Origin of the sequence: Filibacter tadaridae (assembly GCF_900609045.1) — a bacterium.
In the GTDB taxonomy this organism is placed as follows: domain Bacteria; phylum Bacillota; class Bacilli; order Bacillales_A; family Planococcaceae; genus Sporosarcina; species Sporosarcina tadaridae.
In genome coordinates this window covers 10,806-27,313 of record NZ_UXAV01000027.1, presented here as the reverse complement: position 1 = coordinate 27,313, position 16,508 = coordinate 10,806, and the positions used below count along the sequence as shown (strand labels likewise).

6 protein-coding genes are annotated in these 16,508 nt (G+C 41.2%); 5 read left to right on the top strand and 1 reads right to left on the bottom strand.

Annotation, left to right across the window (positions count from 1 at the left end):
• Positions 1–20 precede the first annotated feature (20 nt).
• The gene (locus FILTAD_RS04715) at positions 21–1,562 is read left to right on the top strand and encodes an S-layer homology domain-containing protein (RefSeq protein ID WP_124069365.1); all 1,542 of its coding nucleotides are present in this window, start codon (positions 21–23) and stop codon (positions 1,560–1,562) included.
• Positions 1,563–1,663: 101 nt separating this feature from the next.
• Here FILTAD_RS04715 and FILTAD_RS04710 read toward each other — a convergent pair whose 3' ends face one another.
• Positions 1,664–3,268, bottom strand: a complete 1,605-nt coding sequence (locus tag FILTAD_RS04710) for an S-layer homology domain-containing protein (protein ID WP_124069364.1) — start codon at positions 3,266–3,268, stop codon at positions 1,664–1,666.
• 395 nt (positions 3,269–3,663) lie between these two features.
• Between FILTAD_RS04710 and FILTAD_RS04705 the strand changes: the two genes are divergently transcribed.
• The 4 genes from FILTAD_RS04705 to FILTAD_RS04690 form a co-directional block, all read left to right on the top strand.
• Positions 3,664–4,959 (top strand): S1C family serine protease, encoded by a 1,296-nt coding sequence (locus tag FILTAD_RS04705; protein WP_124069363.1) that lies wholly within the window; start codon positions 3,664–3,666, stop codon positions 4,957–4,959.
• Between the two features lie 494 nt (positions 4,960–5,453).
• Entirely contained in the window at positions 5,454–8,156 is a 2,703-nt protein-coding gene (locus tag FILTAD_RS04700; protein ID WP_124069362.1) for a 5'-nucleotidase C-terminal domain-containing protein, read from the top strand.
• A 60-nt stretch (positions 8,157–8,216) separates the two neighbouring features.
• The gene (locus tag FILTAD_RS04695; RefSeq protein WP_124069361.1) at positions 8,217–12,731 is read left to right on the top strand and encodes an endonuclease; all 4,515 of its coding nucleotides are present in this window, start codon (positions 8,217–8,219) and stop codon (positions 12,729–12,731) included.
• Between the two features lie 259 nt (positions 12,732–12,990).
• The coding region (locus tag FILTAD_RS04690) for a S8 family serine peptidase (protein ID WP_160117562.1) at positions 12,991–16,508 on the top strand (3,518 nt) is incomplete at its 3' end.

The window sequence follows — 16,508 nt, the reverse complement described above, 5'->3', positions numbered from 1 at the left end:
TGTCCAAGGGGGAAAAGTGAATGAAATCAGTCTTTCGAATTATGGTCATAACAGTGTTGCTCACTGTCTCATCATTTATGCCAGCAACCGCCGCAGTAATACCATTTAAGGATGTAGGCGGTACGTATAAGGAGGCTGTTCAGTATCTACTAACAAAAGGGATTACAGAGGGAATTAGCGGAAAAGAGTTTGGGACAAACCAGAATATCAAACGCGGGGATGCCGCAATTTTCATCTCAAGGGCCTTGGAGCTGGACGTAAAAAGAGCGAAAGAGAGTGGCTTGACGGACTTGAATAGCCGTGTTTCAAACGCTGTGAATGCCGTAGTGGAGGCAGGAATAGCTTCCGGTAAAACGAAAACGACGTTTGATCCTGATGCGAACATCACGCGGCAAGAAATGGCCAGAATGCTTTCAAATGCTTATAATCTTACCGCGAAATCGAATGCGGGTTTCAATGACGTCAGTTCGAAATGGATTCAAGATGTATCAGCACTGAAAGAGAATGGTATCACGTACGGTAAAACCGACACGACTTTTGCGCCAACGGATCGGTTAACCCGAGGAGAGTTTGCGCTTTTCATCTATCGTGCAGAAAGGGTAGCAGGGGATACATCCGCACAACCGGAAAATGAATCATATCGTCAACGCGTCAAAGAGATCCAAGCCAAATGGAATGCCTTACAACCGCGTTATACAGGTCCGATTTTAAAAGAGAAGAGTTCGGTCAAACCGCCTTACAAACTAGGGAAAGCCAGCAATGAGGCATTGGTAGATGCCCTTAATATGACAAACTTTGTCCGATTCCTTGCCCATTTGCCAAGCGGCATCACATTAAACGTCTCATATAATGAACAAGCACAGGCGGCTTCTTTAGTAAATGCGGCGAATCAATCGATGACCCACTACCCTTTACAGCCTACAGGAATGGATGATCGCCTGTATAATTCAGGTTATGCTGGTGCGAGTTCGAGTAATATTGGCTTCGGTTATACGGATATAATTGAAAGTATTCAACAAGGATATATGCCCGATTCCTCCGATTCAAACCGGGAAAGTTTAGGACACAGAAGATGGATTTTATCGCCTAGACTCCAAGAGGTTGGATTCGGTTACACGTTGGACGCCAATGGGACAGGCCATACTGCAATGAAAGTCGTGGCCCCTCAAATGTGGGACAATCCATCCGTATCCTTCGAAACGATTGCATGGCCATCAGAATCCGCATTTCCAACCGAATTTTTTGGGAACAGGGATCCATGGTCCGTATCATTGAATACGTCTATATATGACCCATCCCGAACGAGCAATGTGACTGTCCAGTTAATAAGGAAAAACGACGGGCGAAAATGGACGTTCAGTAGCAAAAATCAAAAGGATGGTTATTTCAACATCGATCTTGAAAGCACCGGCTATACGCCATACACCGTTATCTTCCAACCGGATGGTATTGTAGACTACCAATCAGGTAATCTATTTGAAGTGAAGATTAGTAACATCTATAAACATAACGGTGAGCAATCAATCATTTCCTTTCAAACTACATTTTTTGACTTGAAATAAATTGTAATTGAGCTGAATTCGGTGACTGTCACCACAGAAAAAATCCGCTAATCGATATCCTCGATTAGCGGATTTTATTTCTAATTGCGAAAGCAAAAGTATTACTGTGTTTTAACCCATTTATGTTGTAAGTCGACTACTTTTTTAGTATATCCATCTAAACCATTAACTTCATATTCGCCCATATACGCACTCAAATCATCCGTATAGACTGCTGTTTCTTCTCCGAACGAATTTGTACCTGAGAAGTTAGCAATTACTTTACTACCGATTTTTTTAGATGCGATGCCAATTCCAGCATTCCATCCATTTGAAGCAGTCGTAATATCTTTGAAGTTTACTGTAATTGTACCGGTACCGTCGTTGTTTACATAGATACCAGCCTTTTTGCCGCCGATAGCACTTACGTTATCAAGCGTTGCATTCCCGAATATTTCAATAAGATTGTCGCCATGTGTACCGACAACTTTAAGATTTTTAACTACCACTTCTTCAGCGTTTGCTGGGATATACAGTCCTAATGCCTTATTCGCACCTTTATCAGCTTTCGTGCCACCGACAAATAGCTTATTATTGTTACCATTAATTGTTACGCCTGAAGTAAGAGTCATTACTTCAGTTCCAACAGAAATATTTTTCAATAATGTTATTTCTTTCACATTTTCGTCAGTTAGTGCTGTTTCCAATTCAGTAGCATTAGTTACAGATCCAGAAGCAACTCTAACTACAACTTCTGCACTTTCTAAGTCGTTAACATTCGTTACAAAAGCTTGTTGAACTTTTGATAATGAATCATAGGCCACTCTTGCAGCTGCTACATCATCAGCGAATGATTCTTTCTCTGAATCTAGTGCAGTAATTGTTGCTGTTACTGTAGCTGCTGCATTTTTGTCGTTAACTAAAACGATAGACGCAGTCATTTCTGTTTTTGTTTGCGGTGCAACTAGCGCAGCAATCGTTTCTTTATATTGTACAATTAGGTCCTCATTTATAATAGATCCAAAATTGTCAGTTAGAATTTTTGCTAATTTAATATCGTCAGATGCGCTTTTTAGGTCTGCCAATAAAGTCGCATCTGCCTCTGGATTATCGATATCTTCTACTACTTCAAGTGTTTCAGAACGGTGGATGAATAATGCAAATTCACCGCGTGTGACTTCTGCAATAGCACCGAATGACACAGCTGTCTTTCCTTTTGTGATTTCGTTTTTCACTAATGCATCAACGTAATCATCGAAATTAGCGTTAACATCGTCGAACTCGTTAGTCGTGCCAGTTCCGTCTAATTTGTAAGCATTGGCAATGACTTTAGCCATCTCTGCACGCGTAATTTTATCATCCGGCGCGAAAGTTGTTTCGCTTTTACCATTAATGATCTTATCAACATATAGCGCGTTAACCGCTCCAGCCACACGACTGTTTAAATCTGTGAATGCAGATTCAGGAGCATTTTCAACATCAAGATCTAGCGCTTTAGCGATCATAACCGCTGCATCTCCGCGCTTGATACTAGCATCTGTTCCGAATGAGGTTTCTGAAATACCTTCAGCTATTCCATTGTCTACTAAATAGTCAACAGCTTCTGTGTAGTTTTTATTTACATCGTTGAATGCTGCAGAAGCAACTGGTGCAATTGCTGTTGCGACCAATGTAGCGGTTGCTGCTGTTGCAACAAACTTAGAATGATTTTTATAATTTCGAGCCATTAAATGTATTTCCTCCTTATAATGCCATCTTCAAGCTATCTTTCATATGAAAGGTAGTAAAGATGGATACAAACTATATATGCTCCTTATTTTTAAAAGCATATACTTATATTGTAAAGCAAAGTTGGTGTATATCTATAGGGAATTAAAGGGAATAAACTGGATAGAACTTCTGAGACCGCGAATTCGGTGCCTGTCACTCATACAAACATGAAAGTTTAACTAATCATGACAGTCGAAACAAACCCGAAAGTTTGAGTGCCTGTCACCGCAACCAGGCCCTAGCATGGTACAATAAAGAAAAAGGTTCATTCAGTAGAATGATTGAAACAAAACCCTATTCAGTTACGTCTAATAAGTAATCTCTATATAAAAGATAGAAGCGAGTTGACGATATGGATAAACGGAGCAATAGACATCAAAAAGAGAATAAATCGAAGAAATCCTTTTTTGTACTCGCGGCTTCGATAGTTTTGTTGTTTGTCGTATGCCTGGGTACGTATGCACTGCTAAAAGAGAGTAATCGGTCGGAGAAAGAATACACCATACCGGCGTCGTTCGAGAAGAAAATACCTGAGAGTATGGAAATCACAAATATTGATGAAAAACTGGAGAACTGGGAAACAGAGCCTGGCACAGTCACTTATGAAGACACTACTGAAACGGTTGAGAAAGTAGAAGTAGTTGAAATGCCTGTTGCGCCAGAACGTGACATGGCAACAATTATAGCGAATGCGCAATCCCATGTTTATACACTCTATACGGATCTTCAACAAGGTTCAGGGTTCTTGTTTAACACAAAAGGTGACATCGTAACGAATGCCCATGTTGTGAAGGATGCATCGTATGTGACGGTCAAAAATAATCTGGGTCAGGAATTTAATGGACAGGTTATTGGAATCTCTGAAGAGGTGGATATCGCTCTAGTTCGCGTAGAAGAACTAGTTGACAAGAAACCATTGCAAATGGAAATGTCGGAAATGGCAAGTGGAACGGATGTTATCGCTTTGGGCAGTCCAGAGAACATTTCCAATTCATCATCCGAGGGGAAAATTACCGCTACGGGTGTAGACTTTTACGAGGATTATACGTATTTGGATTTATATGAGATGAATGCAACCATTAAACCAGGTTCGAGTGGCGGTCCGCTAGTTGATAAAAATACGGAACGTGTCATCGGTGTGAACTCCATCATTCTGACCGACAACCCTAAAATTGGCTATGCAATTCCTATGTATACTATAGTAGATCAGTTATATGATTGGGCTGCGAACCCGCTAAAAGGCGTTAACTGGGAAGAAAACTTTGAAAACCAAGTGGAAGACGCCCGTTTGGATGATGAAATGATTCGAAACTTCATTGAAAGTTATTATGAGCTCGTCGTCTTTTCATTGAACGATAAAGCGGTCGATTATTACACTTCATATATCCTGCCAGATAGTCAGGCGGCGACGGAAGCGAAGAAACTAATCGATGACAATGTAGTAGAGAATCGTGTATACAGTACGATTGAAACGACAGTTAACAATGTCGAAATTGGAAATACAGAAGCCGTTGTTGATGTAACAGCCTATTTGACGTATCATGACGAGGATAGTGAAGAAGTGTTCAAATTAACCCAAGAAGTTCAGTACACTGTCTTAATCGACGAATTCGGCGATTATCAAATTAAAGAGATTAGCAAGAAGTAAATGAAGTATATATGTTGACATAAAACATAAAGAATCCACTCAACAACGCTCGGCGCTTGGGGATGCCTCCCACAATAAGCGAGGGCAGAAGACCGCTGTCAGTCTTATTGCTTCGGCTACCCCAGTAGGCGCCTTCGCTGGAGATTATAGAGAACCATTCGCTCAACATTTATAGTTAGAACCAATTAAGGTGCATTGGAAAATTTAAACCAGTATTGTATATGAAAACTCATAAACTCATCCAAAGTTATTTTCTTGGTTGAGTTTTTTTGTTCAAATAAAAATCATGAGCAATGAAAGGAACCCCTAAAGCCCTTTTTGTGCGAAAAAGGGCCTTTCGTATAATACGAAAAAATAAAACGGTTTCCAAGGTTCGTTCTAAATAGACCAAATATTGCAAAACGTCTTATAGTGATTTAGTTGCTTCGATGATAGTATAAATAGGAAATGTGTGAAAACTCAACACATCTACTACTATTTTGGGAGGGCCAATAATGACAAGGAATAGAACTAGTAACAGTAAGATAATGACGGGTGCAGTTACCGCTGCACTAGTTGCGACTGCGCTAACGCCAGCAGCATCCGCGGCATTTCATGATTCAACGGGACATTATAAAGAAGCTGTGAGTTATGTCACGTCCAACGGAATAGCAAAAGGGTATACCAATGGGTACTTCGGAACAGCAGATTCGCTTGAACGCGGTGATGCAGCGGTTATGATTGCCAAAGCGCTCGGGCTAGATGTGAAAAACGCACCTGAATCTTCTTTCAAGGACTTGAATAACCGTGTAAAGGGAGCGGTAAATGCGCTTTATAATGCAGGTGTAATACAAGGGAAAAGTGGTACCCAATTTGCGCCAAATGACCAGATTACTCGAGTAGAACTGGCAAAAGTAATTGCAAAAGCATATGGGTTAAAAGGCGGTAATTTAAAAAATGACTTTACCGATGTAAATTCAAATTGGGACCCATTTGTTGATGCATTGTTGAAAAATGGCATTACCAAAGGGAAAAGTTCTAAAGAGTTCGGAGCCAACCAGGATGTCACAAGAGGAGAGTTCGCACTTTTCGTCTATCGCGCGAAGGATTTTGTAGACACTGAGGCTCCTACGCTTAGTTATTCAGGAGAAACAACAATTAATGTAACATACGGCAGTGTATTTAAACTTCCTGTTGTTACCGTGAAAGATAACAAGGATACTAACGTGAAAGTTGTAAAGGTGATTCGAGACAAGGGTGGGGCGGAACTAAGTGTAATAGATACAACAAAACCGGGAACCTACACGATTACGTACAGCGCGAAGGACGCAGCTGGCAATAAAGCAAAAGATCTTGTATTCACTGTCATCGTGAAAGCGTATATCGGAACACCAACAAATGACAAAGGTTTCAATCTATCCATTATGCATTTTAATGATACACACGCACATTTGGATAATGCAGCAAAACGAGTCACTGCAGTTAAAGAAGTACGTGCTGAAAAACCAGACGCTTTACTTCTCGATGCGGGAGATGTTTTCTCGGGGACATTATATTTTAACGAGTTCCAGGGACAAGCCGACGTTGAATTTATGAATTTGATGAAAGTTGATGCGATGACGTTTGGAAATCACGAATTTGATCTGGGTTCATCGGCTGAGGGCCATAAGGCATTGGCTGACTTTATTAAGGCTGCAAAGTTCCCATTTGTATCTTCCAACGTTGATTTTTCAAAAGATGATAAGTTTAATGGCCTATTCAATACGAAGATTTCATCATCCCCCAAAAACGCAAACATTTACACAGGCATTGTCAAAGAGGTTAACGGAGAGAAAGTAGGTATATTCGGTTTAACAACGGAAGATACGAAGGATATTGCGAGTCCGGAAGACATCACATTCTCAAACTATATTGAAGAAGCTAAGAAAATGGTTGCGGAATTTGAAAAAATGGGCATCAACAAAGTGGTTGCCATCACACATATTGGTTTTGACGATAATCCAGCAGTGGACAACGATCAGGAATTGGCGAAAGCGGTTAAAGGAATAGACGTAATTGTCGGTGGTCATAGCCATACAACGTTAAAGGAACCCGTCTTGGCAGGCGATAAAAATGAACCGACGATTATCGTTCAAACGGGTCAATATGCGGATAACTTAGGGACGTTGGATGTTACCTTCAACAAAAAAGGTGTAGTTACGGCACATAACGGAAAGTTAATCAAGATTGCCGATAAAGTCGAGGATCCTGAAGCGGCGGAGATTCTAAAAAAGTATTCTAGTGAAATCGAAGAAATTAAAACTGAACCAACGGGCGCAACAGCGATTCATGCGTTGGAAAATCCACGCTCTGGTGACGATCATACTAAACCAAGTGTACGCAAAAACGAAACGCCTTTAGGGAACGTTATTACGGATGGAATGCTTGCTAAAGCTAAAACCTACAATTCAAAAGTCATTATGGCACTGCAAAATGGCGGTGGAATTCGGACAGCGATTGATGAAGGACCAATTACAGTAGGTGAAGTAATCCAAGTTTTACCGTTCGGAAACACATTGGCAACAATGGAAGTATCGGGTGCTGAATTGAAAGAAGCTTTTGAAACAAGTCTAAGAGTATATCCGAATGAAAATGGTGGATTCCTGCATGTATCAGGCGCTAAAGTGGAATTCGACTCATCAAAACCAACCGGAGAACGTGTCGTTTCAATAAAATATAAAAATGACGACGGAACCTTTACTGAAATACAAGATGCCGAGAAATACTCGATTGCAACGAATGCGTTTACCGCAAAAGGTGGAGATGGATATGACGTCTTCAAAAAAGCGTATGCGGAAGGCCGCGTAACAGATTTAGGGCTATCAGACTGGGAAAACTTCGCTGAACATTTGAAGAGTCTGGGAGATGTGGATCCAAAAATTGAAAAACGCATTGTGGATGTGGCTGGAAATCTACCTCCTCAAGAGCTTCCAGGTAAAGACTTCTCTGGTACTAAAGATAATCCAAAAGTTTACAACGGAAATAGTATCGTCAATGTGACGGATGTTGCTTCATTAGCAAATGCCACAGTGAATGGAAATCTAACATTTATCGGAACGGCAAAAGAGGAGTTGAATTTTGCAAACATCAAGGTAACAGGAGATTTAATCCTTTCAGACCTAGATGGAACAGTTTTCAATTTTGAAGGCATCGAAGTTGAAGGGGAAACGATTTTTTAATAACCAATAGCACGATCATACTACTACTGAAATTCTAATCTGGAGAGGAGAATTCACTACATGAGTAAAGGGAAAAAACCAATAAACACTCTTTTGTCGGTAGGTTTAGTTGCAAGTTTAGTAGTCCCAGCCCTTCCGACAACCGTAACAGCCGCAACGAATGCCGCTGATCTCATCATTTCCGAGTACATTGAAGGCAGTAGTTTAAATAAAGCAATCGAACTCTATAACGGGACAGGTTCTTCAATTGAATTATCCCAATACTCCTTGGAACTTTATAGGAATGGAGCTACAACAGTTGATAAAAAGCTAACACTATCGGGAACTTTGGCTGATGGAGAGACATATGTTATATACCACAACGAAGCAAACGACGACATTAAAGGAAAAGGGGATCTGGCAAACAAAACCCTTATTGACTTTAACGGTGATGATCCTGTTGTTCTAAAAAAAGCAGGTACTATCATCGATTCAATTGGACAGGTAGGTATAAAGAAAGACTTCGCTGAAGACGTAACATTAGTACGAAAAAGTACGATTACATCAGGTGATACAGACATCACCGACGCTTTTGATTCAAAAGACGAGTGGAATCTATTGCCAAAAGATGATTCATCCAACTTGGGAACGCATACAATGGATGGCTCGTCACCAGGAGAACCGGAAACACCTGCTGAAACCGTAACAATCGCTGAAGCACGAGAGACAACATTGGGTGAAAAGGTGACGATAAAAGGCGTGGTAACAGCAACTTTGAATAACTCCATTTCTATTCAAGATGCAACAGGCGGTATCGCTGTACGCCCAACCAGTCTTGACGTAAAAGTGGGTGATGAAGTCACATTGTCAGGTACTTTAGCTGACTATCGCGGGTTGCTCCAATTGGATAGTGCAACAATTGTCAAAAAGTCCTCAAATGTTGGCGCACCAACACCTAAAGAAATAACGGGTGCTGGCGTGTCTGAAGAAAACGAATCACAGCTCGTCGTTGCAAAGAAACTTAAAATTATAAGTTTGCAAGAGGGAAGTACAAATTATACTGCGACCGATGGAACGACAGAATTTCTTATTCGGGATGAAAACGATTCATTAGGTCTAGAAGTAGGCTATAAATACGACTCAGTAACAGGCATTATCCAACAATTCGATGATGATTATCAGATTATTCCGCGTTCAGTGGAAGACATCGTTGTAGATGGTTCTATCTTGCAACCTGTTTCTGCAAATCCGGGCAGTGGAACATTCATAGGCGGTACAACAGTTACACTGACAACTGGAACAGCTGATGCTGAAATCCTTTACACATTGGATGGAACAGATCCAACAGAAAACGGAACAGTATATGCGACACCACTTGAAATCACCAAAGATACAACACTTAAAGCAGTCGTGAAAACAAAGGATGGCAGTGTAAGTGTTGTGAAAACATATGACTATACAATTACAGATAGTCTTGAGATCCATGATATTCAAGGCGAAGGTCATAGCTCTTCATTTGAAGGTCAAACAGTCGAAGGAATCGAAGGAATTGTCACCTATACATTCACATTAAGTGGTTCAACGTATTACCATATTCAAACACCGGATAGTTTGAAAGATGACAACCTGAATACATCGGAAGGAATTCTACTTTACAGTGGCAAAAAGGATTGGCCGATTCAAGTGGGTGATTTAGTTGCTGTCACAGGTAAAGTAAGTGAATACGCAATTGATGGCTATGACGATCGTCAACTAACAGACATGAAAACGACGCAAATAAATGTCCGTGACGATCAAGGTGGAAATGTAGTCGTTCTAAAAGAAAACGTCGAATTACCGAAGCCGATTAGCATTGATGAAGATAATTTAACAGCCGAATATATTGATAGTGATAACTTGAACGTTTTCAATCCTAAAAAAGACGCTATTGATTTCTGGGAGAGCTTGGAAGGTATGCGTGTACAAGTCGGTAATACAAAGGCTGTATCCCCGCAAGAACACGGAGATCTTGTAACTGTACTTGAGGATGCACCAACAAATACGTTACAAGGCGGTCTATTGTTAGAGGAAGACAATCAAAATGCGAACCGAATCCAATTCAGGTTGGAGCCAAACGGTCCTGCCCGTGATTTTGAAGTTGCGACAGGTGATAAATTCGAAGGCCCAATCACAGGAGTAGTCGGTTATTCATTCCAAAACTATAAAATTTACACCTCCTTGGATGATATGAAAGCAGCTCATTCAAAAGGAGAAGCGAAACCAGAAAAAACGACAATTGTTAAAGATGAAGATAAGTTGACAATTGCATCGTATAACTTGGAAAACTTCTCAAATAACAAGAAGTCAACAACGGATGATAAAGCACAGAAATTGGCCCGTGCTTTTGCAAATGACATGAATAATCCGGACATTATTGGTGTGACGGAAGTACAGGATAATAACGGTCAAGACGAAGGCGAATCGGCAGCAAATGAAAGTTATGAAAGACTCATCGCTGAAATCGTTAAAGCAGGCGGAGTGAAGTATGAGTATGCCAATATCGATCCAGTAAACAATCAGGATGGCGGAGCACCTAATGCGAATATCCGTGTCGGATTCCTTTATAATCCTGATCGGGTATCACTGACTGAGGGAATTGAGCACGGAAATGCAACGAAGGCAGTCGGCTATAAAGACGATAAACTAACACTTAATCCAGGTCGTATCGATCCGGAAAATATAGCATTCGAAAGCAGCCGTAAACCATTGGCAGCACAGTTCGACTTCCAAGGTGAAAGTGTAATCGTTATTGCGAACCATTGGAATTCCAAAAACGGAGATACACCTTTGTTCGGTTCAAAACAGCCGCCGGTCAATGGCAGCGAGGCACAGCGTAAAGAAATTGCCAAAATCGTGTATAACTTTGTAGACGACATTAAAGATGAAAATCCATACGCAAATGTTGTTTCCCTTGGAGACTTTAATGACTTCCAATTTTCAGATGCCATCAAGATTCACGAGGGTGAACTAATGACAGATATGATCAATAAAGTCGAAATACCTGATCGTTACACATACGTGTTCCAAGGTAATTCACAAGTACTCGATCACGTCATCGTTTCAAACAATTTGGTCAATCAAACAGAAATTGACATTCTACACATCAATGCAGACTTTACAGACATGGCAGGTCGTGCGAGTGACCACGACCCAGTACTTGTGCAAGTGGACCTCACAAATGAGGATGTTGTTGCACCAATGGAAGCTGAAAAGACGTACAACCTTACTAATATGAAAACGAAGAAATTAACAATCAACAAACCAAGCGTGTCCATTACACTTGACGATGCATCTGATATTACGGAAGGAATCTTATTCACAGGATCCTATGCAGAGTTCCTCGGTACAGGGTTTGCGAAAACAAAGGTGACGATTAAACCAACAGAAGACGGGGCTATCGTTGATTTCAAAGGCGCAGAGGCAATGAAGGTTATAATCGATGGATCGAACGTTAAAGAAGTAAGAGGTGCTGAAAACATTAAAAACATCGAGTTTGTTAATGGTGCAAAAGCTGAAGATATCAAGTTTTATAATTCGAAAGGGGAGCCCATTGGGGTTCCTCCTTTCTCTAAAGAGAATAAAACACCTGTTGTTTCAAAGGAAATTACCAATAAGACAGTGAAAGCTGGTGAAACACTTTCCATTCTTCTTACTGACCATTTCACAGACCCGGATGGCGATGAACTGACGTTTACAGCGACAAAAGGTACTGTAAATGAAGACACGGCTACGCTAGCAATCACGTTAGAAGAAGGTAGTCATGTCGTTGGTGTAACTGCGTCGGATGGTGAAAAAAGGGTCACAACACAATTTAGTGTAACTGTTACATCCGGTGAAGTACCTACTAATGAGTATTACAAAGATGCAATCGGCAAAGAAGGGCAAGAACTTAAAAACGCACTTCATTCAATCATTAGTGAGCAAACTGTCCTATCCTATAGTCAAGTATGGGAAGCCCTTCGCGAAACAGATGAAGATCCAAACAATGTAAACAATGTAACCTTATTATATTCAGGTGAATCACGTTCTAAGAATCGCAATGGTGGAGCTGTAGGCGATTGGAACCGAGAACATGTCTGGGCAAAATCGCACGGAGATTTCGGAACGAGCAAAGGTCCAGGAACAGATATTCACCACCTGCGTCCCACAGATGTCCAAGTAAATAGTTCAAGAGGAAATCTAGATTTCGATAATGGAGGTAGTTCAGTAAAGGGTTGTGATGATTGCAAACGATCATCCGATTCATGGGAGCCACCCAATCGTGTGAAAGGCGATGTAGCAAGAATGCTTTTCTACATGGCAACACGCTATGAAAAAGGGGATCGAGTTGACTTGGAGTTAAATGAGAAACTCAATAATGGCAAGAATCCGTACCATGGGAAACTTTCGGTGCTACTTGAGTGGCACAAACAGGACCCAGTTGATGAAATCGAACAGAAACGAAACGATATGATTCAAAAATGGCAGCATAATCGCAATCCATTTATCGATCATCCAGAATGGGTGAAACTTATTTGGGGACAAACGAATTTTTCGAGTTTCGAAATAGCCTCTTAATAAAAAGGCTGCATTATAAATAAATTCAATTGCCTCAGGGAGTTACACATCAAACGACTAGCTTGATAGTATCTCTCTTTTAATACTACAAGAGAGGAAAATTATTACTGTGTCAATTTGTTAATTATATTATTCCCTAGGTGACTGATTCGTTTAACTATATAAAACATTCTTATATACAGTCTATTAATCTGATGCTAAAATAGAATTGTTGCGCAATTTCAACAAATACAAACTATTTGTAAGGGGGAAATGTCAATTGAAGAAAAGAAGATTTACTAAGTTTTTCAGTAGTATGCTCGCTTTTGTAATGGTTCTTTCATTGCTTGCACCGTTCTCAGTTTCAGCGAACACAGTGCAGGACAAACCATTCAAGAAGAGCGAACAAACTGAAAGCACAATGCAATTGAAAGCAGCAGTCGCTGAACAATTGAACGTGCTGGATGGTGGTTCTAAACTCCACAAAGACCTACAAGGATTATCGGGGAATGAACAAGTGGATGTAATTATTCACTTATCCGAGAAGTCGGTGGCGCTTGAACAGGGTATTAAGAACTTAGCAGGAAAAACAATGACTACATCTCAAATGGCTAAAGTCAAAAAGAATGTAAATGCACAACAAGCAGTAGTAAATAAAGAAATGATGTCAAAAAATATTTCGTTTGAAAAAGGTTTCTCTTTTGATACCGTTTTAAACGGCTTTGCTGCAAAAGTAAAAGCAGGGGACCTTGAAAAACTTCTTGATGTTGAGGGAGTTACATTGGTCGAACCTGATGCAACTGTGTACGCAATGCAAGATTCAAAAGCAACGGTTTCATCTGAACTCATCAAAGATGATGAATTAGAAGCTGCTATGAATACGAGTATTTCATTCCTAGGAATTGAAGAGTTATGGAAAGAAGGCTACGAAGGACAAGGCATCAAAGTAGCCGTCCTTGACACAGGGATCGATGCACAACACCCGGAATTCCAAGGAATATACAAAGGCGGCAAAAACTTCGTACCGCATGAAGGATCAGATTATGCACGACCGCGCGCAGATGACGATGCATCTGAGACATCTCCAAAAGATCGTCCGGCTAATCGCCCAGAATTCAACGATAGAGGAAGCGCATTTTACACATCTCACGGTACTCACGTAGCTGGGACAATCGCAGCAATCGGTGCCAATGAATACGGTATTAAAGGGATTGCACCAAAAGTGGACCTATACGCATACCGCGTACTTGGCGCTTACGGCAGCGGAGCGACTTCCGGCATCATCGCGGCAATCGACGCAGCTGTAGAAGAAGACATCGACGTTATCAACCTTTCACTAGGTGGAGGATCGAACACAGAAACGGATGGCGGCTCATTTGCCATCAATAATGCAATGATGGCAGGCACAATTTCCGTTATCGCAACAGGTAACTCAGGTCCAAACCGCGGCACGATGGGGACACCATCGACAGCACGACTTGGAATCGCAGTCGGTAACACAACAAATCCTGAAACAATGCACAATGGAAAAGCGAGCATCACAGTAGGTGACTACACACTTTCCAAACAACTTAACCTTATGGGCACGACGTTCGGTGAAAAGTTGGCAACACAACTCGATGGTGAGTTTGAAGTCGTAGCAGTTCCCGGAAACGGAGCAGCAACGGACTACAATGATATCGACGTCAAAGGGAAAGTCGCATTAATTTCACGTGGCGAAATCGCTTTTGTGGATAAAATCGCAGCGGCCAAAGAAAATGGCGCAATCGCTGCAATCATCCACAACTTCGCAGGCGGTACCAATGCACCTGCAGAATCAGGTACATTCCTGGGTGACTCATTTGAATTCATCCCGACATTCGATATGTCGGTAACAGATGGTGATGCCATCCGTGCAGCACTACAAAAAGGGGCAGGCACAATCACATTTGGTGAATTCGCTTCATCAGCAACAACAGGTGATGAGGTCAATGATTCAAGTTCACGTGGTCCATCCACGCCGAACTTCGACATCAAACCGGATGTAAGCGCACCCGGAACGAATATCATGTCTACAATTCCACAATATGGCGCGGATTTCCCGGATGCAATATACGACCAATCGTATGATCGTAAAACGGGAACTTCCATGGCAACACCGCATATCGCAGCAATCGCAGCACTTGTCAAACAAGCAAATCCAACATGGAATGCATTCGACGTCAAAGTCGCGCTTTCCAACACAGCAAAAATTCTAGACACGACTAAATACGACGTCATGTCGCAAGGAGCAGGACGCGTAGATGCGCATGCAGCAGCACATGCAGGCGTACTTGCATACGGCGTTGACACAGCAAACAATGATGGAGCAGTAGTGGAAAACCTAAAGGGGACAGTCACTTTCGGCCCTCAATCACTTGAAGAAGATCTAACTGTTACAAAACAAATTCTTGTAAAAGATTTGAAAGGTGAAGGCGGAGATTACGACGTATCCGTTGACGTAACGAAAGCATTCGGCGACGCGGAACTGACGATAGACAAACCTTCTTTCACATTAGCAGGCGAACAAATGCTGAATGTAACATTAACAGCTTCAAAAAACCTGGATGTAAAACCGGGCGACGAAATCCTTGGCTACATCCACATTAAAGGCGGCGACAAAGACCTTTCATTACCATTTGCGGCAGACTTCGGTGGAGCGGCAGCAGCAGCATTAAAAGACTTCGCAATTACGGAAACAGATCTTTCATTCAACGGAGACGGTGTGAAAGACTCGGCAGTTCTTTCCTTTACATTAACAGGAGATGTAACAACAAATTACATTGAACTATGGGATATCATGAATCCGACAGGCGGAAAATTTGCAGACGGGTATATAGGTTACCTTCATGCGGGGCAGGCACTTGCTGCTGGATCCTATAATCTTAATGTCGCTGGAAAATACTACCCATGGAGTGGCGAGCCACAAAATACGATTCCTGATGGACTTTATACAATTGACTTTTTAGGAATGACAGTATCCGGAAACCCAGAAGCAGTTAGTGACTACGTCGGTCCAGTTATTGTAAAATCCACTGCAGGTACAATAGAAGGAACTATTTCCGGCAAACAAGCAACAGGGAAAATCATCGATAAATATATTGACTATCAAGCGGAGCTAGTGAATTACGGACTTGGTTTTGATGTTAATACAAAATTGAAAGCGACATACGAAATTATTTCTGGTGAACAAGTGAAATCAACTGGTGATGTAAAACTTGAGCAAGACGGATCATTCTCTTTTGAAACAGGTACACTTGCAAAAGATGATCAGCTCAAAGTGAAATACATCGACGCTGCTGGAAATGCCGCAGAGCAGATTTTGACTAAAGTTACACTTTCAGTTGATCAAGAAACGGTCTCCATCGAAAAAGGTAAAACAGCATCAGTAAAAGTAACTGAAACAACAACGATTGAAGATAAGTCAACAGAAGTCGATGTAACATCAGAAGCAAAATATGCTGTTGAAGACGCGGCAATCGTATCAGTAGAAAAAGGTTTAATCACTGCAAAAGCAAAAGGTGAAACAACAATCACGATTACGCATGGAGATAAGACAGTAATTGTGAATGTTACTGTAACGGATCCTGTGGAAGCACCAAAAGCTGAAGTTACACTTTCAGTTGACCAAAAAACGGTCTCCATCGAAAAAGGTAAAACAGCATCAGTAAAAGTAACTGAAACAACAACGATTGAAGATAAATCTACAGAAGCAGACGTAACAGCAGATGCAACATACGCTGTTGAAGATGCGGCAATTGTATCAGTAGAAAAAGGCGT